This is a genomic window from Paenibacillus qinlingensis, assembly GCF_013204845.1.
GTDB lineage: Bacteria > Bacillota > Bacilli > Paenibacillales > NBRC-103111 > Paenibacillus_E > Paenibacillus_E qinlingensis.
Genome location: NZ_JABMKY010000020.1, coordinates 123,715 through 150,205, shown reverse-complemented (window position 1 = coordinate 150,205; position 26,491 = coordinate 123,715). Strand labels below are relative to the sequence as shown.

The window sequence follows — 26,491 nt, the reverse complement described above, 5'->3', positions numbered from 1 at the left end:
CAACCGTAAAAGAATCCATGGTTCTTTGGGCTATGTCTCGCCGGATCGATTTGAAGAACTTTACTACAAAAGCGTTAGTTAACTTCTCTTATTAGGTGTCTACTTTCTTGACAGAGGTCCACGGTTTTCACCGTTACAGCACGGGATGATGACGATTCGAGTACCTCTCGCATCTGTAAGCGCGGTTTTCACCGTTACAGCACGGGAAGATGGCGATACGAGCACCTCTCGCATCTGTAAGCGCGCTTTTCACCGTTACAGCGCGCAGAATTAACCTCACTGCCCCAATTCGTCCCCGCTGCTGCCACAAATTCACAAAAAGGAGCTAAGCGCAAACACGCTTAGCTCCTTTTCCACTCTATCTGGGGCAAGGTTGCCCCCCTATCTCAACGCAAATACAAGCTTAGCGGCTGCAGCTTCAAGTCTTTCAAGCCAGTATGAACCAGCTTCGCAACTTCAATCCCGCCCAACTGCTGGAAATGCGTGTTGTCTTCCACGCCATCCGGGAAATTCATGAACTCACCTGGCGCCAGCCACATGAATAATCGTTTCGTCCCCTCTGGCCCTAAGGCTTCAAATAAAGCCTTGCTGCTAGCGGCAAGATCGATCAAAGGCACTTCTTCAGCCGCAGCCAATTCGCGCATTGCAACAAGATAGTCGCCGTGCGTATCGCGCAGCGTACCATCTTCCTCGAAAAACCGTCGTTGCACAGACGTGATCAGAATGGGATATGCGCTTCGTTCCCTAGCGCCGTCGATATAGATTTTCAGCGTTTCCTTGTAAGTGGAAAATGGCTCTGTAAACCGTGCTTCATCCGGCTTTTGGTCATTGTGACCGAATTGGATGAGCAAGTAATCGTGGGGCTTGATTTTGCTCCAAATCGTATCCAATACTCCTTCACCTATAAAGCTCAAGGAGCTCCGGCCCGACAAGGCATAATTGGCTACCGCCGCATCTGCTTTGAGGAATAATGAGAGCATTTGTCCCCAACCCGCGTACGGATACCCATCCGTCGGCTGATCCGTAACGGTTGAATCTCCTGCCAGAAACAGCGTGCAAGCAGTAGGTATTGGCTCGATTTCCATTGCATTGATGCGCGGTGCTCTGCCCGTGAACGTTAGCTTAAGCTGCCCGTCCGCGACCCATACAGAGAAACTCGAACGGGCATAATGTCCCGCCGAAGTACGTTGCTTATGAAGCACAAGCCTTCCTTCACCTGTAGTAATCGTCGTTTCCGTTTCAGCGATCTCATCGCCTAACAGAACCGAAATACGATAGGTCCCCTCCGCAACATCTACCAGAAACGAAGTGTCCAGCGGAATGCAAAAATCTCTGCGCAAAGCACTAGGCTCGTCTCTATCCTTGGCATGAACATTTTTCACATTGCTAAAACCATATCCAACCGATTTCTCATACTCTGTATGCGGAGTAATCTTGGTATAACCTGACTCCGGTTCACCTACCCCGAAATCAAACTTCAACACATGTGTCATCGTAGATTTCCTTTCTCTTCACAACGGAATTTCGCCGCCAGGATATAAGGTTGAGCTGGACAACCGTTTGGACTGTGGCAGTTGAGTGCCGGATAGTCCTTCTCGCATTGCAAGCGCTCCACTGGCATAAATGGCTGCTGTTTCGTCATTATAAATGATCACTTGCTCTGTCCCACTACCACATACATCGGCATGAACTGCGTATCCGTTTAGCGGAAATTCAACAACAACATTCATCTCGCCATCGTACAAAGATGGCCAGACACCGCCGCCTCTGCGATAGGCCAGTATAAGATCTGCGGAGTCGGCTTCCCAACCGCGGAGTGGCTCAATAATCGTCAGCCAACCGTCTGTTTGCCGATCTTCCTTCCAAATCTCAACACCTTCGCTGTCCAGCAAAAACAAGCCATCCTTCCCCTTCAATCCCTTCCCATCGTCCTCACGGACAAGTCGATCCAGCCCTGCTATTTGTAACCCTGGCTTATCGCTGCGGAACCTCCCCAAAGCAATATGCTGCGATTCAATTGAGCCCTCATAACGCCATAGCTCTGTGCCAAAGCGATCATACATCACTGTAACGCTGCCGCCAATCACAAGCTCTGGCTGTCCATCCCCATTCACATCACCGACCCAGATACAATCAGCATGATCATCGAGATCCTGACAGCTCCACAGCTTCTGACCATCATGGTCCAACAGATCATAGCCAGCCATGACCTCGTCTTTCCCGTCTCCATCCAAATCATACACCCATGGGAAATGTCCAGGATTGCCTTCATGCGTCCATAGTAGATTAAAATGACGATCGAGCGCCCACATCGTGTGATAGCGGTCTTTCAAGATAATGTCACTCGCATATGCCCCGCCTGTCAAATTCGCCACGATGATGCAATCATGGGCGTGCTCATGCGGCAGCTCGTGCGAAGCTTTCACCTCGCCAGTCCTCCCGTTCAGGATGAGAAAGCGCCCATCCATCACACATAGTACTTCTAGCTGACCATCGCCGTCGATGTCAGCGATTTGCGCAGGGTAGTCGGACCCTGCACTCCCAGCTCCGGAATCGGGCTTGCCTGTCTGCCACAGCAGATTGCCCTCCAGATCAAAGGCCGTCAGGCACTGCACCTGATGGGGAATATAGCGAACATCCTGCCGATTGTCAGGATGCACCAACAGCATCTCCATGCGACCGTCACCGTTCAGGTCGCCTAGAAGCATTTTACAGCGAGGACCCGCAGCACTTATATCTACCTTACCTACCAAATAAGGCTCCTTACCCATTTGTCCCACAGCCCATTCCTCCTCAAATTCCGTCTATTGGGGTAGCCAATCCGAAATAAGCTCAAGTGCAATAATCGTATTCAATGACCATTGTGCGGCCTCATTCGTATTCATCCAATCGATCTCTTGCAAGGTATCCACGTGCGTAACGATGGACGCCTCTTGCTGTAGATCAACCTTAGCAAACGCGCTTCCCAGTAAAATGGACCAGCACTTCTCCGCCGTCTCATCGTCCCGTTTATAAAATGCGCCATACGCAGTGATCGCTGCACTGAGCACAGGATGCTCGAAATTTTTTGTGGATATCTGACCGTTGGTCAGCTTATCCTTCTGCTCCTGTGTTTGGTTGTAATACACGCCAAGCTGCGCCATCATATCTTCCCATTCGGGATCCTTCAACATGCCGGCAAGTTCGAACCACACTTGCGGTCCTCCCATACATATGGCTAAGTGCCTGCCCCAATTATCGTCACCAAGTGGCGAGAGCACGCCTGTTTTCGGATCATACCCATAAGTTGGTCCCGAGATGAGCCCATAATTAGCATCCTTTATACAATTGATGCCTACCAAGATTTTGTCCCGATAGGACGTATCTTCATAGCGCTCCCAACGTGTCATCCAATTCGAGCTGAAAGCCGCCCAATCCGGACCCACACGGATATGCGTTGGATGCTCATCCTTCGGAAAGTAAGCGCGCATCGGATCCAAATTCACCGTGGTGAAATCCGAATCACGCACTTCATCCATGATATCCCCGATCCGCTCATCGGCGGTTAAATAATAGAAGTACCGATGTAAGCCGGCCATCCCAATGCGTGCCTCCTTGCAACCGCAGCCCCAATGGACCACATTATGCCTCGAGCCTAGTCCCGCATATTCGCCAAAATGGTACAGATCCACTTCACTTGTGTGTCGAGTCATCGCTTCTGCCATCCGGAAGATATCCAATCGGCCGGTTCGTAGGAACATCACCCATAGCCACATGTTGGGCGCAAGCTCTGTATTTTGCCATGCACAGCCGCCTAAATCATAGTTCCATACATGCCTGACAGGATCATAACTATGCATGTAATCACCGTAATCCCAGAATCCATACCATTTTCGCTGCTCAACTTCATCTTGATAAAAGGTAATGATACCATCCAGCCGATTCTCCAGCTGCGCTTTCACAGGATGACTGCGATCTGGCAAGCTCCAATAGCCGAAAGCCCCCGACGCGTGATAATACGTAGGTTCGCAAATGAGCAGCGATGGATTTTGCGTCTCCTCCTGCATATGCTGCAGAATCTCCCTATCCGGCGTCTCGCTCGTACACCACAGCATCAATTCACTTGTATTCGCAATGCCATAAGGTGTTGCACGCAACTCTTCGGCCCCTTCATACGAAGATTCTACGTGTGTTTCTGTATCATAATGACGAAGGTCCATCGGTGTCCCATCTGGTGACCACAACCAGATCGTAAACGCAGCCTCCGCCCCCGCTGTACCGTGTACCTCCAAGCTAGAAGGATGCTTCTCCCAGAAATGACGCAACCCAACCGCCAAGCCTCCGCCTTCACCGCCGACATAGCCCAGACCTCCAGCGCGCGCGCCGTCAGTCACCTTGACCCAGCTGCAGCCTGCCCTCGTCCGCTTCCAAATCCGATAATGCTCGGAAGAATCTTGTACGAGTTTGAAGCTGTCCCATGTTGCTGAATCATCAAGCAGCCCTAGGAAATATGCATCCTCTGTGGGGTCAAAGGCAGTCAGCTCCCCTTGAGTCTGACGCTCAAAGAGCTCGCGATACTTCCCTTTAGTTCGACGGGTATGTAAGGTTTTGGGTGATTCGCTGAAATATCCCCGATCCCCTGCCAAACGGATATGCCGATTGTATTGGGCCCCTCTCATTGGTACCGTAAAGCGGATGCCTAAGCCTTTAATGAAATCCTCATGAGGATTTCCATCATAGTGAAACGTATGCACAAGTTTAATCGTTTCCTGCCCCGCATACATATACATCCGCAGTGTAAAAGGGAGCCACTCTCTCGTTCCCGTCGTCGAGCGGAGTCTGCCCTCTAATTTAACGACAGCACGAATCGGGCCGTCTTGTTCAACAACAGCGCGTAAGACACGGCTTTCGAAAGTCTCCTCGCGACTTATTCGTACGCCCGACGCCTCGCTCAGTCCTTCTTTCAAACCGATCAACTCGCCGCCGCTGCAAATTTCGTTGCCCTCACGAACGATGCTGCGAAGCCATTGTTTCCCATGCTTGCCTATTGTGCAAATCATGACGCCTGTATCCAGCGTTATGATATCATCAGTTTCGGTTACGATCATAGGGTGATCGGACTCGGGGCCAATGCCTTTACGAAGGGCAAACCCTTCATCCGTTCCGGGATGGACTGCTGCCGCATGCGCGGACCACTTCACGCTGCCATCCGGCCAGTAAGCAGTCGGCCAACTTTGGACAGGTACAGTTACTTGGCCGTCATCCGTTTCCAAACGTAATGGTTCGTTGCGTCCCAGCTCACCCTCACGCCAAGGTATTCCCCACGTTATCCCTACAGGCTTTGATGCTTCTTTGTTTAACCAATGCAGCTTAATTGCCGAATTCGAAGCCAAGCGATCATCTCCTTTTCACATGTAGCCCTATTGTAGAAAGCTGGGCTCTTGCGAACAAGGGGACATTATTGCGAAGCAGTGATCGGGCCGTTTGCACTTTTTTGGCGAACTAGCACATTGTTGCTAGGATGTCCGACTGAGCTCACGATAGCGCGTTGGCGTCATGCCCTCCAGCTTTTTGAAAATCCGATTGAAATACGTATGTTGGTACCCCACCTGATCGGCGACATCGTTAATTCGCATTTCCGAGTCTCTTAGCAACTCTTTCGCTTTGTCCATGCGCAGCTCCGTCAAGTAATCGATAAAGTTTTTGCCGGTCACTTGCTTAAAGGATCTGCTCAAGAAAAATGGATTCGTCCCCGTATGCTCCGCGCAATTATCAAGTGAAATATCTTGTCTATAATTATTTTGCAAATAAATCATCGCTTGTTCGATCATGCGTTTCACTTGCGCATCCGAACGACCTGACATCTCCCTCATGAAGGGACTTAGCACTTTATCCTGAAACCATGCAAGAATTCTCGTAGACTCTCGAATCTGGGAAAGTTGTTCGTATAAATTCGCACCCTTGAAGAGGCGATTCGGATTAATCCCGGACACCATGATGGCGTGCTGAACATTGCCAAGCAAATGAAGCATCCCTTGCTGAACTTCAATTTCTTTGGCTCCTTTGCAGGTTAAAACCTCCAGGAAAGACACCAGCAACTCACTTGCTTCTCCTTCTTTTCCTGTCCGTAGTGCTTGAATGAGCTCCCGCTCCTGTGTAAAAGGATATTGCAACTCCATGTCTTCATCTCCTGCATAATTGTCATGCTCCATATCGATAATCTGATTCACATTCTCAAAGTAGCGATAGCTAACCGCTTGCTTTGTTCGTTCAAATGCGATGGGAACATCTGAAATCAGTGAGACCGGCCGGCTGATCGCCATGGTCATGCGCATTTTCAAAATACGGTTAATCGACTGCTTCAAATCGTCACTAAACGCTTGGGAGGCTTCCGTATAGGAATGATCCTCAGGCAAAATCAGAAGAATACCCGCTGTTAAATCGTGAAAGTTAAGGGTGTGACTCTGTTCAAAATACTGAGATGCCAGCTCATCAATCATATTCACGGCTGCAAAAGTAACAAGCCCCTCTTCGCCCAGTCGGAAATTGCCCTCCATGCTCGTCATTCCAATTAATTGGACGTAGAGGACTACGAATTGCTTCTGCTTCACGTCCCACTGAAATCGCTCCATCCGATGGCGCAGATCGTCCTCTGAATACGCATTCAAATAGCCTTGCAACAGTTGGTGTAGAAAGCTGTCTTTAAGGTGCGGCAGCTGTTCCGTTAGCTTCGTGTTCAGCTCTAGACTTTCGTTATGCAAATTCATCCATTTCGACTCCAATAATGTGAACTCGTCCGCATGCTCAGAGTGAGTCACACCTCCGCCCAGCATCGCAACAAGCCTTTTGACAGGTAAATAAATACGACGTGAAGCCAGCCATGCAAGAATAGCCGCAAGAAGCAATACCGCAAGACTTACCGTGATAATTAACTTCGAAATAAAGACTACGGGTGACGTGATACTCGATATCGGCGATGCGGATACGTATGTCCAATCTTCCGCGATTCGGGCCAAACTACCGTACGATACTGTGTATGTAGAGCCTTTCCAATCCATGAAAAAAGAACCCTTATTGCCTGCTAGTGAGGCAACTTTGTCACGAAGAGCGCTTACAAATGGCGATGACTTCGTATTCCCATTTGCTGAAACGAACAGTTCTCCAGCATTCTGAATCAGAAACGTCTCGCCGCCATTATAAGGCGTCAGCGTATTGAGCATATTGGCTACCTTTTGGCTATCAAAACGGAAAACCAAGACCCCGAACGGCTTCAAACTTCCACCGGGAACTTGATGAACGAGTGTTAAATCTTTGTTGTCGGGACGATTCGCATCAAAGGACCATTGCGTCCAGTAGGTCGTATTTTGACCGTGGATAAGAGGATTATATCTGGACGCTACGGCAGCTGTTCGATCATCGATCTTCATATATTCAGGGTTGAACAGAACCGAACTTGTTCCACCTATGTAAAGTTCTGCATGCTTCACCATCGCGTTTGATCCCTGCATGGCGACTAGTGTTCTGGTGATATCCTGCGTCCGCTCGAAATTCCTTACAAAATCAAACCCATCCAAACTATAGTCAAATTTATTATCGAATGCCCAATGGGAAAGCAACAGCTCAAGATTGCCTAACTGGTCATCGATATTTTGCGACCTTTGTTCAATTTGACGATAATGCAGTTGCAGAAGCTCACTTTCCACACGCCCGCCAGCCATCCAATACACGAGCACCCCCATCAGCAGTCCAGGAATACCCGAAACGATGAAGATCGTGATCAGACTCTTTTTGTAAAAGCGACCTTGTCCACCAATCGTTTTGCTTAAACTTCTTGCCAGACCTTCTTTCATTGCTCGGAACATGCTCTCACCAACCGTTCGAAAGTTTAGTTTGGAGCGAAGACTTCACCTTAAAGCGTATACGGATCGAAAGTGGAATGGAAGTTAATTTCCAGTGGAGTTTCATTACTTTTCCGACTTTTATTTTTCGCACGGAAAGTTTGACTTAAGCTATTTTCTCCCAAGATTTCTTGACTGGACTCGCATATGATAAGGGTATACTAGCCCTAGAGTAATACAAAGGAGAGATTTTAATGTCTGAGGTCGTTTTTAACTAGCAATTTCATAGTGCAATCTGTTTTGCTTGGCGTACGCGAGTGAACCGTTCAATTGGACAGGTTTGTTTTGTCGTTCTCTATTGGCAGGTTGCATATTGATGCTGTTAAGAACATCAGTTTCTCCCTAAGCGGACTGGAAACGATTGTTGTTTCCAGTCCGTTTTTTTGTACCCAAAAGGAGGCATTCATTTGAACAAGTCCACTTATCAACGTTTGGAATATGACCGCGTTAAACAGCGTTTGGCCGACTTTGCCATGAGTTATTTGGGCCGTGCCCACATTGAGAATATGGAACCCACTATCGAGATAGTCCTTGCCACAACACTACTTCAAGAAACCGAAGAAGCAGTTAGTGTTATTGCCCATGGTGCCAGTGTGCCCATCCCGTCCCTTGAAGGAATTGAGCCGCTTATAGGCACTTTCGGGAAAGGATTTATTTTTACGCCTCAGGACTTTATGCACTTCGCCAGATTCATCGAAAGTACACAGCAGCTTAAGAGCTTTATGAAAAAAAAGGAATCCATCGCCCCGCGCATCGCTTCATACGCGCTATCCCTCTACGACCAGCGAGAACTGTTGGCCGAAATCCGGCGCTGTATCCGCAATGGTCAAGTCGATAACGAGGCGAGCGCTGCCTTATCGCGTATCCGCAAGAAGATGAACATTCTTGACGACCGCATTCGCAAGAAACTCGACACGGCTTTGTCCAAATACCGCAGTTATTTACAAGAAAGCGTCGTCTCGGCGAGAGGAGGCCGGTACGTGTTGTCCGTGAAAAAGGAATACCGCAAACAAGTTGGCGGTGCCGTGCTGGATGAGTCAGCGAGCGGTCAGACTGTATTTATTGAGCCTGCTGATATCGCTGACCTGTATGTCGAACTTTTGCACCTGCAGTCTGAGGAAGCCGCGGAAGAAACAAGGGTACTTAGCAATCTCACGGATCTGGTTGAGAGCAATAAGTACGAAATTTTAATCAATTTAGAAACGATCGGCCATTACGACTTTATGTTCGCAAAGGCCAAATACGCGAAAATAATTGACGGACGAACGGTCAAATTAAACGATCGCGGTCGGATCTCCATCCTGTGCGGCCGTCATCCACTGCTCGGCAGGCATTCCGTGCCACTTGATATCCGCATCGGCGACAATTACAGAGCACTTGTTATTACAGGGCCTAATACGGGAGGCAAAACTGTATCGCTGAAAACCGTCGGTCTGCTGACACTTATGGTGCAATCGGGATTGCTCGTTCCTGTAGGAGACGGAAGCGAATTTGCTGTGTACAAATCCGTTATGGTCGATATCGGAGACGGACAAAGCCTTGAAAATTCGCTCAGTACATTCTCTTCACATGTCAAGAACGTGATTGGCATCCTCAAGGAAGCCGGACCATCGTCGCTGGTCCTTCTCGACGAGCTTGCTTCGGGAACCGACCCTGGCGAAGGAATCGGCCTATCAATCGCAGTGCTAGAGGAACTGTACCGACGCGGGGCAACTGTCATGGCTACGACTCATTTTAATGAGATCAAGAAATTTGCTCACGCTGCGCCTGGCTTCGAGAATGCGCGTATGGAATTCGATGCGGAAACGCTTGAGCCCCTTTACAAGTTGACGATTGGTCAAGCAGGCTCCTCCTATGCCTTCTATATCGCGCAAAAGCTCGGAATGCCTCTTGCGCTCATCGAGAGATCGAGGCAAATCACATACGAGGCGACACAGCGATCGTCCGAAGCGCCTGCAATAACTACAACGGTTTCAGAAGAAATACCTGTAAAAGAGACAATGAAAGAAAAAGGGGAGCGAGCGCCGATACCGATATTCGCTATTGGCGACTGCGTATGGGTGCACTCGCTGCGCCGCACAGGCATTGTTTGCAGCGAGCCGGACCATCGCGGAAATATTACCGTACAAATCCAGCAAGAGAAAGTGCTCATTAACCGCAAGAGATTGTCTCTCTATATCGAGCGCAGCAAGCTCTACCCGGAAGGAGACTACGATATGGACATTGTGTTCGAATCGGTAGACACGCGAAAGAAACGAAAGATGATGAGCAAACGTCATGTTGAAGGGCTAAAGATTGAGTATAAGGAGAATCAATAAATACACGGATCTGCTTATCGGCAATTCATAAATTGAACGTTTGGCTGACGGTATGCCATAAAGCCCGAGGATATTTCCCCTCGGGCTCTTATTTGTGTATAGATTCGGTATCCTATCAATGTATAACGTATATCGCATTCACTAGGCTTTCCCTATTTTTCTGATGCGGGTAAGTACAAACAATAGCGGGACATACGCATAAATAAAATAAAATCCAGTTGATTCATAGAAACCGGACATCCGTTTGATCAATATCATGTCTTTTACAAAAAACACTAAGACCAGAAATACAGCCAGAATCAAGATTAAACTGATAGGCTGTTTCATGCGCAAGCTCAGCTTTGCGCCACGACAAGCAGCCCATAGTCCGAGCGCTATGCAGGCTACGATTTTGATAAACAATACGGAAACAACTAAATACTCCAACCTTTGAATCAACGGAAGTTTTAGTAACGAAACCCTATGTAAAGTCGGCCAGATGACTTTCTGCAGCTGGATCTCGCTATAATACATAAAAGTAATCAAGATTGTAATCAAATAATAAACGGTTACTAGTAAAACCGTCCAATGAGCCCATTTTTGTGATTTGGCCGGAGTCTGAATAAACGGGTAATACACAAGTATCGCTTCGATACCCAAGTATTGAAAGACCATGCTTTTGGCGGAATGAAGCAGATCTGCTGTCGAGTGGTTCCACAACGGAAACAGATTCTGAAGATGCAAATAGGAAAGACCCAGCAAATTTAACGGGATAATAAAGGCAAATGAGAAAAGCACCCCCCAGAAGCAGATCCCTACAATCGTACGAAAACCTCCTGATACTGTGTAATACAATAGAATAACAAATATTAAACTTATTGATAACAGGCTCATTTCCGGGAAAAGCATGTATTGAATAATAGCCAAATAAACTCTGAAGGTTATGAAGGCTCCAAAGGCGAAGTAGCAAACGATGGCTGCATTAAGGGCTATGCCGAGCCATTTACCGAAATAATGCTGATTAATTTCGTAGATGCCCATCTCCCCTTTGGATGAGCAGATTTGATACATCATCCAGATGACGATATGAATGCTAATTCCCGTGATCGGAATGGACATCCAAGCATTATAGCCCGCATACTGCATCAAAGCTTTCTGATAATTCAACACCCCGATTTCGACCATACTAGCGTAAAGCAGAAAGAATACGAAGAATGGGGATACTTTCCATTCATTGGTCGCGGGTTGTCTCATCGAAGCCTCCTGCAGGTATTCGCCCCTGTCGTTCATTTTATTGAATCATGACGGGTTGGACGATAGTAAAATGAACATTCACTTTTAACTCGATTTTTGGGTATATTTCAGCAAAATGCGCGGCGTTCCAGTCCTTCGTTTTACTTCGGACGAAGTCTCCGATGCCTACCGGGTCCACACTTTTTTTTTGGCAGAAAGCAAGAAACTGTTGCAATTCATCTTCAAAGTACGCACCGATGTCCGATTCGAGCTTCGAAATTTGTTCCTTGGAGTTGAAATCGATACCGCTAGGGTATTGTTTGGCTTGAGCACTCAGTCGCACATGGATATGGATGGAAGGAACAGGGTTCAGTCGATCCAACTTAAAAGTTGCTCCGGAACCCGTACTACTGAATTGAATGTAATTTTCTTCCTTATGTTCCTCCCCTGCTAAAGGCACTAAAAAATTCCCGTTCTTCGTAGTTTGCATAAGCAGCTTTAATAAAAACACCTTATTGTTTCCGATTTTGGTTACAAATTTGTCATCTTTGAATAAAGCCAAACCTTCGATACGGATATCGTCTCCTTCCGACACGAAATACGGCAAAAACAGATCGCGCCCTTCGCCGTAATATTGAAACAATGTCTCCTGTAGGTTATTTCTCGGCAAAATGCCGTATTTAATATTTTGATCGATCATATCGCATAGATAATACGAATCCTGGGATTTCTGTGCTTTGGCTAACAATTCTGAAGCCGTCGAATCCGTTACTCCGAGAAGCATACTGCTAGATATTTTCTGGCTACGGCAGAGACTCTCTAGAGCTGGCCCAATACCTTGCCGAGCATAGCTTTGGCTGAAGATTACCAGACCGAGTTGGCCATATTCTATTATATTTTTCGATTGCAAGCTTAATTTGGGAGCGATGTCAAAAGTGGTATCCGCTACCGTATTCAAGACTTGAATATCAGTCTCTCCCTTTTTCTTGAAGCTTCCGATAAGCACTGTACTTTTCACCCCCTGATCGGAGGAATCCAGACCCATGGTTTGGATAAGATTGATTTTATTTAATACTCTCTGATCGCTGCATCCAGTGAGGAGTCCGACAGCCAGCAGGGTGGCAAGAAGGTTTTTAACTAACAATACCGGCCGCCCCTCCTTTTTGTAATCGAACGTCATTATTCGTCCCACTCAAAGCGCCGTTTTACAGGTTTTGGCATGTATCGTTTCTTTGAACTCGACTTTAGATAGCTCGGCCTGTTTCCCGTATATTGAAATGATGAACGGATAAAGCTGTCTCGAAAATCTTTAATTCGTAAAGGATATAAGGGCACCGTATACGGATATCCCAACGATTGCAACCTGGTGATATGGACAATTAAGAAGCAGATCGCGATAAAAATTCCCAAAGCGCCCCAGACCGCGGATAAAAGAATAATCGGAAAACGTAGGAAGCGAATCGTATTCGACATCTTGTATATCGGTGTGGCGAAGGAGGCTAATGCCGACAGAGATACGATAATGATAAGAATATTACTAGTTAACGCAGCTTCGACCGCTGCCTGGCCGACTACGATTCCTCCGACGATACCCAAAGTTTGGCCGATCTTGCTCGGTAAACGGGCACCGGCTTCGCGTAGAAACTCTATCGTCATTTCCAGAAACAGCACTTCAAGCACGGGCGGGAAAGGTACATTGAGCCTCGAAAAAACGAGAGGACCTAACAAATTATGTGGAATGACCTCATAATGGTACGTCATCACTGCGACATACATGGAGGTTGCAAACAAGGAAAAGATAACTCCTAGGATCCGGATGATGCGAAAAAACGACCCTAATATCCAAGGCATATAATAGTCTTCCGGGGAAATAAAAAAATCGAACAAGCTCGAAGGACCTGTTATAAAATAAGGCGATCCATCACTGATGACCGCGACTTGTCCCGAAATGAGTGCGTACACAACCCGATCCCTGCGTTCGGTGCTCACGAACAACGGGAAAGGTGACAAAGAGTTGTCCGAAATGATTTGATCGAGCTCGGAGGAGTCGAATACAACATCGCAGTCGATCGCCAGCAATCTTTGCTCAATCGTTTGAACGTTCTGTTCGTTGGTCACACCATTGATATAGACAATCGCTACCTTCGTTTTGGATACAGAACCGATTGAGATTTCCTTGACGATTAGATTTGGAATATTGATTTGCGCTCTTATTAGGCAAAGATTCGTATCAATATCCTCAACGAAACCCACTTTAGGTCCAACGACGCTAAACTCATTCTCCGTATCGTTACTTTTACGCATCCCGCTTTTGTTTGCCAAATGAATCAATGCGCATACCGAATCCACTTCGTGAAGTCGAACAATGATAGCGCCTTTGAACAATTTGGACTGAATAACATCGATCTTATCTGTAATCTCGATTTCGTCGATCGGAATTAATTCTCGAAGTTCCTCTAACGTCTGGATAGCACCAATGGGGCATTGCTTCAAAGGTTGAAGAACATGCTCCTGAAGCAAATTCTGATCGATTAAAGTACTGTAATAGGCTATGTATATCTGCTGATTCGAGAAAGAGATTTTGCCCGTTCTAAAATCACTCGATTGGCTAGACAAACGCAGCAATTCTTCGATGTCCGATTGCTCCGTTTTCAGCATGCGAATCTTGATCTCCCAACATTTAGGTATATGCAGTATTATGCACAAATTAAAGACGTTAATTCATCAGTCTTCCACGAATGGATTTAAAGTGGATTATTTTATTCGATCTAGACAACCAAAAGAAGCACTGCTCTGGGCAAGTGCTTCTTTAAGTTATCTCGATTCGTCGTATTGCCCCCGTCTGTTTACTTCAGATTAAATCCCATATGATAAACACCTGGAATATTGATTTCTTTGCCAAGCACAGTGGCTGCCTGAAGAGCCCAATAGGGATTTCTTAACATCCCCCGGCCAACGGCCACGAGATCCGCTTCTTCGTTGCCGATAACGGCATTTGCCAATACTGGCTCATCCAACCGTCCGACAGCAATGACGGGGATGTTCAGTGCGTTCCTAATTTCTCTTGCCATGGGTACTTGATACGCTGCGTGCGTTCCTGGTCTTCCATGTGCAAGTATAGGGCCTTCTCCTCCCGAGCTGACATGAAAAACATCAACTCCTGCATCCTTGTATACTTTGGAGAACGCAATGCTTTCCTTCAAATCGTAACCATCTTCGACATACTCTCTGGCCGAAATACGCATCACGAGTGGCATATGTTCAGGCATTATGCTTTTTACGGCTCGAATGACTTGTTGACCAAACAACGTCAAATCTTGGCCATATTCATCTGTACGTTTATTCGTATACGAAGACTGGAATTGATGGATCAAGTAGCCATGAGCTCCGTGAATTTCAATTGTATCAACCCCAGCTTTGATAGCGCGTTCCGCAGCCGAACGAAATTTTTCGACTATTTGCTTCGTTTCATCCGATGTCAGAGCCCGCGGTGTCTTTGACTTATCATCAAACGGAATAGCGGATGGCGCCACTGGAACATTTGCATCTTCCGCTTTTCGTCCAGCATGGGCAATCTGGATGCCTACTTTTGCGCCATATTGATGAACTGCATCTATGATACGTTTCAAAGGAGCGATTTGTTCATCAGACCAAAGCCCAAGGTCGAAGTCAGTAATTCGGCCATCTGGCTCAACGTCTGTCATCTCTATAATAATGAGGCTTGCGCCTCCGATTGCACGGCTAACATAGTGGTGATAATGCCAATCGTTAACGATCCCATCCTTGTTCCCAACTGCATATTGGCACATCGGCGGCATAACGACGCGGTTTTTCAATTCTAATCCTTTAATCTTAAATGGTGTAAATAAATGATCCATGATCTCTTCTCCTCTTGTTGTGTTTTGAGAAAACCATTAGAGCAATTCCTTAAAAAAGTAAATAGCACCGTTCTTCGGTCAATATGAAACAATGCTATCTACTTATTTTGTTATTATTATTTCTAACGCTTATGACTTTATCAGGTTTGATTAAAATAAACCGTAACTTTGTCACACTAGGAATTCTCTATATTAAGGAGGAGAAGCCTTAATTCTTTGCCATTATTTGCTCTTCTGTGCGCCAACTTTCAAGAGAACTGTTAGTGCCTCTGCTCTCGTCGCATGATCTTGCGGGGCGAATAGGTTATCACCTTTTCCTAGCATGATCCCGGATTCTAACACGAAAGCTGCACTGCCCTTTGCCCATACGGCAATATGGTTATCATCAGCAAAGCTCGTTCCAGAATCTGTCTCGGCAACTTTGCCCAGAGCTCCTGCAATAACTACTGCCATCTCGGCTCGCGTAATTTCAGCGTTGGGTTGGAAGCTGCCATCTTCATAGCCATGCAAGATCCCCTCACGCACTGCGAGTGCGATAGCTTGTTGCGCCCAAGCGCCAATCTCTGCACGATCTGTAAAATTCAGTTTTGCGCCTACTCCCTGCAGCTTCAACGTATTCATCAGCATGACTGCAAACTCCGCACGCGTCACAGTATGATTCGGTTTGAACGTACCGTCCGGGTAACCCGTGACTAGACCGCCATTCACCGCTTGCAGAATGCCTGACTCAGCCCAATGCCCCCATATATCACTAAAATCCAGTTTAACTACCTCTCGGTCAACTGCAAATACCGCATATTTCGTAAAATGATTCACATCTACAGTGATTTGATCCCCACTTACTTTTCCGCCGGGAACTTCTACCCATACCTTGTTCTTTTCATCAAAATAGAAAACCGCAGCTCTTTGGTCACTTGCTATACTGGCCGTATCAAAAGCAAATGTCAGCGTAATTGGTTTGCTGAAGTTCTCGGTGAAGTTCTTCAAAATCTCGAAGATAGGGCTTGCTAGCGTTTCCTTATCCTTAATTAATTCCTGTGTATCCAGCACTTTATCAATGGTCACCTTGAGTTCTTGGGATGAAGCATCCGCCGGAATCGATATCGTAACTTCCCTGTTCAAACTAACTTCGCCTGTTTTACCCACTGGCAGTGTCAAATTGCCATCTGTGGAGGTAATCACTGTAGTAATTGGTGACGTTGGCAGTGAAATTGGACCGCTTCCACCAGGCACATTTGGCACACTTGGCGCGCTTGGCTCAGCCCGTTTCACAGTAAGCACATAAGAATGTGAACTTCCATCTTGTGCATATACATCGATGAAGATTGGATTCTGTCCAACATTCAAATTAGAAATCGTGTACACGTACACATCACCGGTGACAGAACTAGTCGTGTAAGTTACACCAGTAACCGATAGAGTTTGGTTTGGATTAGCTTTGGTTAAAGTCAAATTGAAACCTGTAACGCTGTTGGCTACATCCACATGATAAGAAAACTCCGAAGGATTGAATGTCAATGCACTTTGATCAACTACCATATTAGATAGCGATGCATCAGTGCTGATCACTTCTCCTGTACCTGCGCGAATATCCTGTGTAACGATGGCATCATCATAATTAGGTGCAATGACGGTGATAATATGGGTTCCTAATGACAAAGCGGCTGCTTTAAAAGAGATTTTCCCAGCGCTTATTGCATATTTCGCTACTGGCACCGTCTTCGTTCCATCTTTGACAGCTGTGATCTCATCCCGCCAATTCGCATCATCCGCAAACGTGATGTCAATCGCACTCGCAGCATAATTATCGGTGTTATCCGCAGTTAAATGAGGTGAAGGCATCCATGAGACGGGTTGATTAAGGCTTGTATCAAAATAATCTGTTGCCGAAATCGTAATCGTATGATCACCATGTGCTAGTACTCCAGCACTAAAAGTGATTTTTCCTGAGTCTACGACGTAGTTATCTGACGGTATGGTTATCACTCCGTCCTTCACCGTCGTAATGGCGCCGCGCCATGCAGGATTATCAGCGAATGTAATAGCGATGTCATGTGCAACATCATTTTCTGTCGTGTCAGGCGCTAACGTCACTGGTTTCAACTGAACCAACTGGCTAACAGTAGCATCTCCGTAATGTTTCGTCGAAACCGTGATGGTATGGTTACCTAGGCTCAGCACACCTGGATTAAACGTTATCTTCCCCGAGCTAACCGCATAAACAGCTGATGATATCGTAACTGTGCCATCCTTAACCTCGGTAATCTCATTGCGCCATGCCGACAAATCCGAGAAAGTAAGTTCAATTGGACTTTCCGTGTTATTACTCGTGGAGTCAGCGGTCAACACCGGTGCTGTTAGAAGAAATTTCTGAACCCCGGGCTTTCGATTGATCGTAAGGTCTCCCCCTGAGATAAAGGAGCTATTAGCTAGATACGGAATGCCGTTATTCACAAATAAGGAATTAGCCATTACCGATCCTTCTGTACTACCCGAAGTACCTATAGATACCCAACTACTTCCGTTCCATTTTTTTACACCTGTATTTCCGTCTGATAATAAGCCTGCCACATAGAGCAAGCCCTCATAAAAATAGAACGAGGTATAGCTGATATTACTGGAATCTCTTACTTTAAAAGTCCCATTGTCTACTCTAGTCCAACTGCTTCCTTCAAACTTTTTCAATGTGACCCCATAACCCGTGAGCCAATCCACATAGGCCACATAGGGAATGCCCCCATCAAAGGTCAAGTACGTGGTCGAATTTCCGCCCGTTGCAAAAGGACCTAAATTCACCCAATTGCCGCTAGCCGTATCAAACTTTTTAAACTCTCCTGAATAACTTGTCATGCCTTGCCATGTGCCACCTATATTGACGCGATCCGGTTTCTCATTGCGATAAGCCACATAAGGGATGTCATTATTAACTGATAACGAGATCTGTGATACCGGATCCTGTGAAAATCCCGCGATCCCCATCATTTCCCAACTATTATTGCCCTCATTGAACTTCTTCACGGTAAGTTTGTCGCCATTGGCCCCATCTTTGTATGCCAGATAAGGGATACCGTTTGAAACGGTAATGGACATCTCGAACGCCCTGTCCGCGGAAACGGCTCCACCGCCTACGAGCTGCCAATGGTTTCCGTCGTATTTTTTGACATAGGCTTTAAACCCATTCGTTATATCCGAGTAAGCTGCATAAAGCATATCGCCTGAAACGGCCGTGGATACATAAAATGCGGTTCCTACTCGCCCATCGGTTCCACCGGAAATCGACTCATCTCCTGTGGGAATCCAACTGCGGCCATCCCATTTTTTCACAAATAATTTACTGCCAGTGTCTTCGATATAAGCCAAATAGGGCGTATCCTGTACGAATTTGAGTGACATGTTAAATGATGCCTCTTGGGATATGCCCCTATTACCTACATACGGCCAATTACCTAGATCATTCTCTTCTAATTGATTAATCTCGATTGCGCTATCAAAAGTAGTGCCCAGAATATCCTTCAAAGCGCCAGGAGCTATTCGAATTTGGTTGTCCAAACCCATTAGCGGTTTTTGAAAGGTAATGACTATCGTACCGCCCCCGAGAATGGAGGAAGTCGTGTTGCTGACGGAATCGTCCGGGGTTAAAACTGTGAAGTCAGCCTCATCCGTTCTTTTGACCGAAATCTTATTCTTCAACTCCTCTAGTGTCCCGGCATTGGTTTCTGTAGAGGAAAATGTAAGTGTAACTGACTTATTCCCTTCCCCGACAGACGCAGACCACGAGACATCAAGCGATGGCTCGGGCTCACTTACCATACAATAATTGCCAAACATAGAACCCGAAACAGGAGCAAATTCGTTCGCGCTGCATCGCACACCTTCCACGGATGAACCATTAAGTTGGTACGATTTAGGCGTCAGTTTTTTAATGACCCATATTTGGTTTTCAAACGTTGCCCAACCGTACTCGACAATCTTCGTACCCGTAAATGAACAATTCTCTCCTTCGCCGGCACAGTACGTCCATGACGCAGCAGATGCATGCTTCATATTGGGATTGATAATCCATAAAAAGGAAAATAATGCACACCCCGCTATAATAAGTACAAGCTTTAGTAAAAAGTCTTTCTTTAATCTTGCTATCAGTATCATCGTTATACTCCTTTTTACAGACAGATTTTAATTTTTCACCGTCGGTTCATTAACAACTTCTTCTCCTATCAATCTACTACAGCTCAATAAAAGAATAATGAAAGATTCGGCCATAAAAAGACAAAAACCGCGCAGCATCAAGGCTTCGCGGTTTTTGTCTTTTTATCAGTAAACGCTCGCACTAACGAGTCATTTAGAATTGTCAGCTCCTTCGAAGGACGAATACCAAGCTCCTGATTGAGCAACCGAACATAATTCGTATACAGTGCGTTCAAACCCTTTTTATCTCCCATCATCTCACGTATGATCATCAAATGGCGTATCACCGACTCGTCTAGCGGATTGTGCTCATTGAGCTTGAGTAATAACTTAGAAGCGGAGCTTGTATCCCCCAACGAAATAAGTACTGCTACTAGTCGTTTGACGAATGCGACGTATATTTGGCTATAACGTTCTGTTTCGTGAATGGCCCAAACATACGCTTTATCCCCGAACAGATCTCCCGTATACAGTCGTTCAACGCCTAGGGCAATTTCCACTTGGCTGGCATCAATCGTTTGTAGTTCCTCCACTCGCGCTTCGAATTCTACATAATCAATAACGCAGTCATTCAATTCGAGTGCATAACCATCGTTCTCTGAACGTATGACCTCCCGCATGCCCAAAGGTTCGAGTGATTTGCGCAATTGGTACACTGTCGTGTTCAAATATCTCTCCGCACCAGCATGCTCTATGCCGCCAAAAATATCAGTTACCAGCTTCGAACGCGGTATACGTCTGCCTCGGTAAAGCAGGAGATATGCGAATAGCTCGGTGCATTTTCGCGAGATCCACTTCACTCGGCCCACTTCATTGCTCACAACAACGTCTCCGAGTGCTGAAATAACGATTCTCTCTGTGGGAAGTTCAGGTGATAATGGAGCCGCTGGCGAATGAAAAGCACGCCAGTTCACGATGGCACGATAGACTGCCCGCTGCAGCCTCTCTTGGGAAACTGGCTTGACCAGATAGTCAATCACCGAAAGTTCATAAGCTTCTAGGGCGAAATCCTTGTGCGATGTGACGAAAACAAGTTGAACCGGAGAGCCAGAGCTTCCTAACCTTGCGGCGAATTCCATCCCGTTTTCACCTTTCATTGCGATATCAACGAACGCTAGGCCGATATCTGTGTGCTCTTGTAAGAAGGAGGCCGCCGACTTCGTATCTATGAAGGTGCCAACAACATGAACTTCTGGCAACTTGCGTAACATTTTGCTCAAAATCAAATGCATTGTCGTGTCATCGTCTACCAAAATTACTTTCATGAGTCTTCACCACCCTTCCATTGGTTAATTACGTCCATCCCGCTCCGTGAACTGAATAAAGTAAAGTAGAACGTCGTTCCCACGCCCGGCACACTTTCAAACCACAATTTCCCGCCATGAATGGCTACAAATTCGCGAGTAAGCATAAGCCCAAATCGAGAATGCCCTCCACTTTCTTCGGGGTCCGGCACTTTGATAAAAGTATCGTCACGATGCAGCATGTCCGCTGTCTCTTCATCCATTCCTGCGCCATTGTCGCGTATGGTCACAACAATCCTTTCCTTGTCCACCGCAGCTCCAATTTCAATCCATCCACCAATTCCCGTAAACTTAATCGCATTAGAAATCAAGTTTCGTAGAATGAGATCAAGCATCTCTTTATCAGCGCTGACTGTAAGCTTCTCGTCAATGTGCTCACTCATTACAATGTGCTTCATGCCAGCCTTCGATTCGGCTAGCAACAGTGCTTGACGAACGACTTGCTGTAAATTCCAGCTTAACGGTCGGAACACCACATTTCCTTTCTGGCTGCGATACCAGTCGAGCAGATTCTCAACTAGATGGAAGGTGTTCTGAACTTGACCTTGGAGTACTCCGAACAATTCGGCATGCTCCTTATTATCCGATGTAAGCTCTTCACCAAGCAATTCGGTTAAACTGACTAGGAGCGCGATTGGATCACGAATGTCATGGGCCACAACCGTAAACATCTTGTCCTTGAACGAATTTAATTCCACAAGCTGGTTCGCGCTCTCACGCAACCTAGTCTCGTTCTCTTTCAACTCTGTGATATCGTTAAACATAATCATTTTTCCGATAGGCGTGCCTGCATCATAGATGAACGATACGCTGCATTGATAATGCTTATTACCGTCAGCTTGGGATCTGTAGAATGGAAACCGTTCGTTTCCGTTATGAGAGTCAAGAATAGGATGAATCAATTCTGGATTGGCGGAGAGAACCTCCTCGACATGAGCGGGGTAATGTTTGGTCAAAGTGAGTTCAGGTAACACGCCTTCGGCCGCTTTGTTGTAACTAACAATTTGATCCTTATAATCGAGTAGGATAACACCATCCCGGATGGTGTCGAACACTTGCGTCAGCGCAAGCGGTGTAAACCGGAGCAGATTGAAGCGCAGAATACCCCACGCATAAACGATCCCAGAGACTGCGAACCCGAAAGGCGTCAAGTCGACGACCATACCAAACCACAAGGATATGTTGAAAAGCAAGGGCACTGCGGCTCCCATCGTCAGTACGATAATTTGCTTACGCACGATGCGTGAAGACCGCCAATACATCGGAATGAACAGAAAAAATCCACACACTAACATGAAGTAATTATATAGCGTATGTGCTGTATACCAAGGTCCTTTAGCCGTTTTGTATAACGGAAATGAAGATTGATCATTCAAGATATACTGCTCATAAAATAGATGATGCCACTCATTGGTCAAATGGAGAAAAAAGACTCCTACAGGTATAATGAATAGCGCCAACGCAAGGCGCTTTCGATAACGCGAAACCGTCCCAGAGAATTGGATGACCTGAAAAAGCCAAAGCGTCGTGATGAATGGAATGCCCACATATTCGATTTGAAGCGAAAGCTTAACTTCGTATAAGTTGCGACTAAGCAACTCAAAAGCATAGCCAATTGCGTAGCAAGCCGCTCCTAGCATGATCATAATCATCGTTCTAGCAACAGGTAGATGACGTTTCTGATAGGACAAAAATGCCACGTAGATCATTAATCCCGCTGCCAGAAAAAGCAGTAAGGACAACCATTGTACAGTGTTCACTACAGCGTCTCTCCTGACTGTTGAACTGCCATTCGGGTCAGTTCGATGTAATCCTTCTTTTCAATATACATGCTTATTCGTCGAGTATCTACCTTCGCTCACTAGGACGGTTATCTTGTATGCAAAATGAATGACTAAATAACGTTTATATCCGAAGACTCCTAACCGTCATGGAAAATAAAAAAACGCGCAAGACCAGAGGTCCTGCACGTTGCTAGTTAGAGAATATCTATTCATGTATCGAGAAGTAAACAGATTCGAGGTACGCAACTGAAACTTGTTCCGCCTCACTTTTATATTCAAAATCACCTAAATCCTGACGAAGTTGTTGATAGAGTCGAATGGTCATTTGTAAAGCGTGGTAACAACTCTCTCTACTATGGCTTGGAATAGTTTCCTTTAGTTCTTCCAGTCCTTCGCTCACATGTTTTTCGAGTCTTCTTACTCCTGCTGGGAGTTCACCATTCTTGATAAGAAACAACGGTCCAAGTACTGCGTTTCGCATAAAGGTAAGGTGATCAATCAATTCGAACAGTTCTCCCCTTCCCAATTTTGTCGCACCATAATGCACCCATACCCAGAATCGATCTTCGATCCATTGGGAACTGGGGTACGGAAAGATTGGTGAGGTCCTTTCAATTCGTGCACTGATTTCCTTATCTCTCTCCCAAAGTATCATAGGATCCTCAACCCTTTGTTCAAGTTCCTGAACAGTAACAAACTTCATATCAACGTGAAGTGGCGGTGGTCCGTATAAACAAATCAACAAACGCGGTTCTCCTACATGTTCGCCCGTAAAGCCAGATAACAAGTTCCCCAGCTTTTCTGCTATTGGAACACGTTGATTCATTATATCTTCTCGGTATACAGCATCGTATACAACGATTAAATCCAAGTCACTGTATTCATCCATTGTATTTGAAGTCATGGAACCCCCTGCAAGCAGTCCAAGAAACCGATGGTCCTGAAGAAGTTTCTCTTTGGTTTGATTAATAAAATCTTCATACACCTGTAAAGGCACTGATAACACCCCCGTTATAATTACAAGTTATCTAACTATGCTTTTATTGCTTCCTTTAACTGATAATATAGACCACTCGAATTCGACCATTCCGCGAAAAGCACGTTCTCAGGATGCGAAATCCCGCTTATTTGCAAAAGCTGCTCCACCCACATCCTGTCTCGCCCGAGGCGCTTCAATGTATCTTCATTGATACTGCCGTTTTCAATGATGTAGGCGGGAAGGCTAACGTTGACCTGCCGGTCCCTTGCATTGCCGTTAATCTCTCCGGAGTCCTTCTGGAGCAGCACGCTGATGCTGCCGTTCGTCTCAAATAAGGCATAGGCAACTTCGCGCAGCGAGAAAACATTATTTTCCCGAAGCAGCATGCCTAATTGGGCAAAATCGAGATTGTTGCGCTTCATCGCCTTGAAATCAATCACACCTTCCCGAATAATCAGATCCGGCGTTCCCGCGGCATAGCGGGAAAGTCTGGGAAACAGTGCGATAAACTTTTCCAATCCCAGCGCTAGCAGTGTCCAAATAATTAGAGCGAAAAGCAGATGGCTAAGATGAATTTCTTTATCATAAATCGTATTGCCGACGAGTTCGCTGAGCATTAAAGAGGAAACGAAATCAAAGGCGGTTAATTGTGATATCTCTTTTTTTCCTAGCAGCCTCGTCATGATTAAAAGACCGATTAAAGCAACTGTAAGCTTGACACCGATACTTACATAAAGATTGGTATCCACCTTCATCTTTCCCTTCGGAATATAAAATTTAAGTACATTTGTATCATTGACAAGAGAGCAGTTGCTGTGTGGCAAACTGCTCCCTGATCATTGAACAAACGCTCAATGTAAGACCTATGATTTCAACTTTTCACATCTTTCAATAATTTCTGAAATCGCGTTAATGCTGATCGGCTTGCTGATATAAGCATTCATGCCTTCAGACAGATATCTCTCACTGTCGCCTTTCATTGCGTGTGCTGTCACAGCCACAATGTACGGGCTTTTCTTACCGTTTAACATTTCATGAATGATCTTCGTGGCCGTTAAGCCATCCATCCAGGGCATTTGAATATCCATAAAGATGATATCATACGGATAACGCTTAACAGCTTCTACGGCTTCTTTTCCATTTTGTACGATTGTCGTTTTGTGCCCGAGTTTCTCTATCATCTTCTTTAAAACAAGTTGATTCACTTCATTATCTTCTGCAATTAAAATTTTCAAGGTCTGTTCAGTTGAATTTTCGACTATACCATCTTGTTGGGGCCACTTGTCATATTGCGATGAGTCTAGATGATTCGATTGGACCCGAAAGCTAGCAGTAAACAAGAAAGTTGATCCGGTTTGATCTTTGGAAGCTTCGTGCCAGATTTGACCGTCCATGAGCTCAACAAGCTTTTTACAGATAGCTAGTCCTAAGCCTGTGCCCTCTGTTTTCCGAGTCATAAAATGATCTACTTGATAAAAGGGTTCAAATAAATGACCTACCTGTTCCTTCGGTACACCGATACCTGTATCCTGGATTGCAAATTGAAGGCGCACCGTATTCAGTTCTTGCGACACAGTAACAACACTGACTGAAATCGCTCCGTTAGGCGTGAATTTTATGGCGTTGCTGAGCAAATTTATCAGGACTTGTCTTATCTTAGTAATATCCCCTAGCACCAAGTTAGGAACCTTAGGGCAGACAGAAGTCGTGATCTCCAGATTTTTCTCAAGAGCTTTAGACATGACCATATAAACCGTTTCAGATAATATATCTCTCACATTCAACGATTCTTCGATTAATTCGCTCTTGCCGGATTCGATTTTGGAGAAGTCCAGAATATCATTGATAATCGCGAGCAGCGTATCACCACTCTTTTTAATGATTTGAACATATTCAATTTGCTCTTCATCTAATTTCGTGTCTAGTAGTACATCCGTCATACCGATAACCCCGTTCATAGGGGTACGGATTTCATGACTCATCATGGCTAAAAACTCGCTTTTAGCTTTATTCGTCTTTTCAGCAGCTTCTTTTTCAATAATCAATTTTTTTTGTTCCGTCATGTCTTTCGCTATAATGTAAAAGCCCATAATCTGAGTCTGGATGATGATCGGAGCTAGCGTTACCAACACTTCAACGGAATAACCGTCCTTGTGTTGAATCAACGAGATTTCTTTCTCAACTTTTTCAATTTCTGATTGATCGTTTAAAGCCAAAAGCAAGTTCGTTGAACTTTTTTCGCCAATTAATTTGGACATTCCACTGCCGATTAACTCTTCAATGAGATATCCAGTCATCTGTTGCACCATATTATTGCCATTTATGATAATGCCGTCCAAACCAAAAGAAATGATAGCATCGTGGTTGTATTTCTTTAACGACGTATACCGTTCGATACTTTCCTGCAGCTTTAGTTCTGCTAACTTGTTCTTGGTTACATCGATAAATTGAGTAATATAATATAAAGGCTCCCCGTCATTGTCATCACGAACTAAAGAAACATGTACGTAGGTCCAAACGATATTGCCATTTTTATTAAAGTATCGATTTTCTACTTCGAATGAAGGGATGACGCCGTCCCATAATTCCGTTAGTAAACCTCTGGTGTTGTATTTATCATCAGGATGTCGAATATCTTCTAGCGTAAAATCCATAAATTCTTCTTCCGAGTAGCCGAAAATACTACAAACCGCTGGGTTAACATTCATCCATCTTCGATCCAGAGAGATTAAAGCGATCCCAATCGGTGCATTTATATATAAATGTTTAAATAATGCTTGGGGGTCAAAGAACTTTAGATCCTGCATCAACGCATTCCTCCTCTTCAACTAACGCGATAGCAGCCGTTTCCATATCTCTTGGCAGCTACTCATATATTACCATAAATTCAGTAACTGTCCGTAAATTGAATGCCACCTTACCTAATCTATTATTTTTATAAAACTATTCTAGCT

General features: G+C 45.5%; 15 protein-coding genes. 1 reads left to right on the top strand and 14 read right to left on the bottom strand.

Annotation, left to right across the window (positions count from 1 at the left end; translation table 11 throughout):
* Nucleotides 1-386: 386 nt before the first annotated feature.
* The 4 genes from HQN88_RS27980 to HQN88_RS27965 all read right to left on the bottom strand — a co-directional run bounded on the left by HQN88_RS27980 (nt 387) and on the right by HQN88_RS27965 (nt 7,841).
* On the bottom strand, nt 387-1,493 hold the full coding sequence (locus HQN88_RS27980) for a rhamnogalacturonan acetylesterase (protein WP_173118700.1): 1,107 nt from the start codon (nt 1,491-1,493) through the stop codon (nt 387-389).
* Nucleotides 1,494-1,511: 18 nt separating this feature from the next.
* Nucleotides 1,512-2,771, bottom strand: a complete 1,260-nt coding sequence (locus HQN88_RS27975; protein WP_246320500.1) for an FG-GAP-like repeat-containing protein — start codon at nt 2,769-2,771, stop codon at nt 1,512-1,514.
* A gap of 33 nt (nt 2,772-2,804) precedes the next feature.
* A complete protein-coding gene (locus HQN88_RS27970; protein WP_173118698.1) occupies nt 2,805-5,372 on the bottom strand; it encodes an exo-rhamnogalacturonan lyase family protein in 2,568 nt (855 codons plus the stop codon).
* A gap of 123 nt (nt 5,373-5,495) precedes the next feature.
* On the bottom strand, nt 5,496-7,841 hold the full coding sequence (locus HQN88_RS27965; RefSeq protein ID WP_246320494.1) for a helix-turn-helix domain-containing protein: 2,346 nt from the start codon (nt 7,839-7,841) through the stop codon (nt 5,496-5,498).
* A gap of 443 nt (nt 7,842-8,284) precedes the next feature.
* Here HQN88_RS27965 and HQN88_RS27960 point away from each other — a divergent pair, with 443 nt between their 5' ends.
* Complete coding sequence (locus HQN88_RS27960) at nt 8,285-10,195, top strand: endonuclease MutS2 (protein ID WP_246320493.1); 1,911 nt, start codon at nt 8,285-8,287, stop codon at nt 10,193-10,195.
* Nucleotides 10,196-10,336: 141 nt separating this feature from the next.
* On the opposite strand, the gene HQN88_RS27955 is transcribed toward HQN88_RS27960, so the two are convergent.
* The 10 genes from HQN88_RS27955 to HQN88_RS27910 form a co-directional block, all read right to left on the bottom strand.
* A complete protein-coding gene (locus tag HQN88_RS27955; protein WP_173118696.1) occupies nt 10,337-11,428 on the bottom strand; it encodes a GerAB/ArcD/ProY family transporter in 1,092 nt (363 codons plus the stop codon).
* Between the two features lie 37 nt (nt 11,429-11,465).
* Nucleotides 11,466-12,551: a Ger(x)C family spore germination protein gene (locus HQN88_RS27950; protein ID WP_173118694.1), complete on the bottom strand. Its 1,086-nt coding sequence runs from the start codon at nt 12,549-12,551 to the stop codon at nt 11,466-11,468.
* A gap of 35 nt (nt 12,552-12,586) precedes the next feature.
* Nucleotides 12,587-14,065, bottom strand: coding sequence for a spore germination protein (locus HQN88_RS27945; RefSeq protein WP_173118692.1), 1,479 nt, complete (start codon nt 14,063-14,065; stop codon nt 12,587-12,589).
* 188 nt (nt 14,066-14,253) lie between these two features.
* Nucleotides 14,254-15,285: an NADH:flavin oxidoreductase/NADH oxidase gene (locus HQN88_RS27940; protein ID WP_173118690.1), complete on the bottom strand. Its 1,032-nt coding sequence runs from the start codon at nt 15,283-15,285 to the stop codon at nt 14,254-14,256.
* 222 nt (nt 15,286-15,507) lie between these two features.
* Entirely contained in the window at nt 15,508-19,431 is a 3,924-nt protein-coding gene (locus HQN88_RS27935) for a hemoblobin-interacting domain-containing protein (protein WP_173118688.1), read from the bottom strand.
* Nucleotides 19,432-19,568: 137 nt separating this feature from the next.
* Complete coding sequence (locus HQN88_RS27930) at nt 19,569-20,735, bottom strand: response regulator (RefSeq protein ID WP_173118686.1); 1,167 nt, start codon at nt 20,733-20,735, stop codon at nt 19,569-19,571.
* Nucleotides 20,732-22,534 carry a sensor histidine kinase gene (locus HQN88_RS27925; protein WP_173118684.1) on the bottom strand — a complete coding sequence of 601 codons (1,803 nt, stop codon included), beginning with the start codon at nt 22,532-22,534 and terminating at the stop codon, nt 20,732-20,734. The genes HQN88_RS27930 and HQN88_RS27925 overlap by 4 nt, the downstream gene beginning before the upstream one ends.
* Before the next feature lie 229 nt (nt 22,535-22,763).
* Nucleotides 22,764-23,555: a nucleotidyltransferase domain-containing protein gene (locus HQN88_RS27920; protein WP_173118682.1), complete on the bottom strand. Its 792-nt coding sequence runs from the start codon at nt 23,553-23,555 to the stop codon at nt 22,764-22,766.
* A gap of 35 nt (nt 23,556-23,590) precedes the next feature.
* Nucleotides 23,591-24,286, bottom strand: a complete 696-nt coding sequence (locus tag HQN88_RS27915; RefSeq protein ID WP_274319519.1) for a DUF421 domain-containing protein — start codon at nt 24,284-24,286, stop codon at nt 23,591-23,593.
* 114 nt (nt 24,287-24,400) lie between these two features.
* Nucleotides 24,401-26,344, bottom strand: coding sequence for a PAS domain S-box protein (locus HQN88_RS27910; protein ID WP_173118678.1), 1,944 nt, complete (start codon nt 26,342-26,344; stop codon nt 24,401-24,403).
* Nucleotides 26,345-26,491 lie beyond the last annotated feature (147 nt).

Coding starts and splice junctions, on each gene's coding strand:
- HQN88_RS27980 (WP_173118700.1), bottom strand. CDS start 1,493: ATGACACATGTGTTGAAGTTTGATTTCGGGGTAGGTGAACCGGAGTCA.
- HQN88_RS27975 (WP_246320500.1), bottom strand. CDS start 2,771: ATGGGTAAGGAGCCTTATTTGGTAGGTAAGGTAGATATAAGTGCTGCG.
- HQN88_RS27935 (WP_173118688.1), bottom strand. CDS start 19,431: ATGATACTGATAGCAAGATTAAAGAAAGACTTTTTACTAAAGCTTGTA.
- HQN88_RS27955 (WP_173118696.1), bottom strand. CDS start 11,428: ATGAGACAACCCGCGACCAATGAATGGAAAGTATCCCCATTCTTCGTA.
- HQN88_RS27965 (WP_246320494.1), bottom strand. CDS start 7,841: ATGTTCCGAGCAATGAAAGAAGGTCTGGCAAGAAGTTTAAGCAAAACG.
- HQN88_RS27945 (WP_173118692.1), bottom strand. CDS start 14,065: ATGCTGAAAACGGAGCAATCGGACATCGAAGAATTGCTGCGTTTGTCT.
- HQN88_RS27940 (WP_173118690.1), bottom strand. CDS start 15,285: ATGGATCATTTATTTACACCATTTAAGATTAAAGGATTAGAATTGAAA.
- HQN88_RS27930 (WP_173118686.1), bottom strand. CDS start 20,735: ATGAAAGTAATTTTGGTAGACGATGACACGACAATGCATTTGATTTTG.
- HQN88_RS27910 (WP_173118678.1), bottom strand. CDS start 26,344: ATGCAGGATCTAAAGTTCTTTGACCCCCAAGCATTATTTAAACATTTA.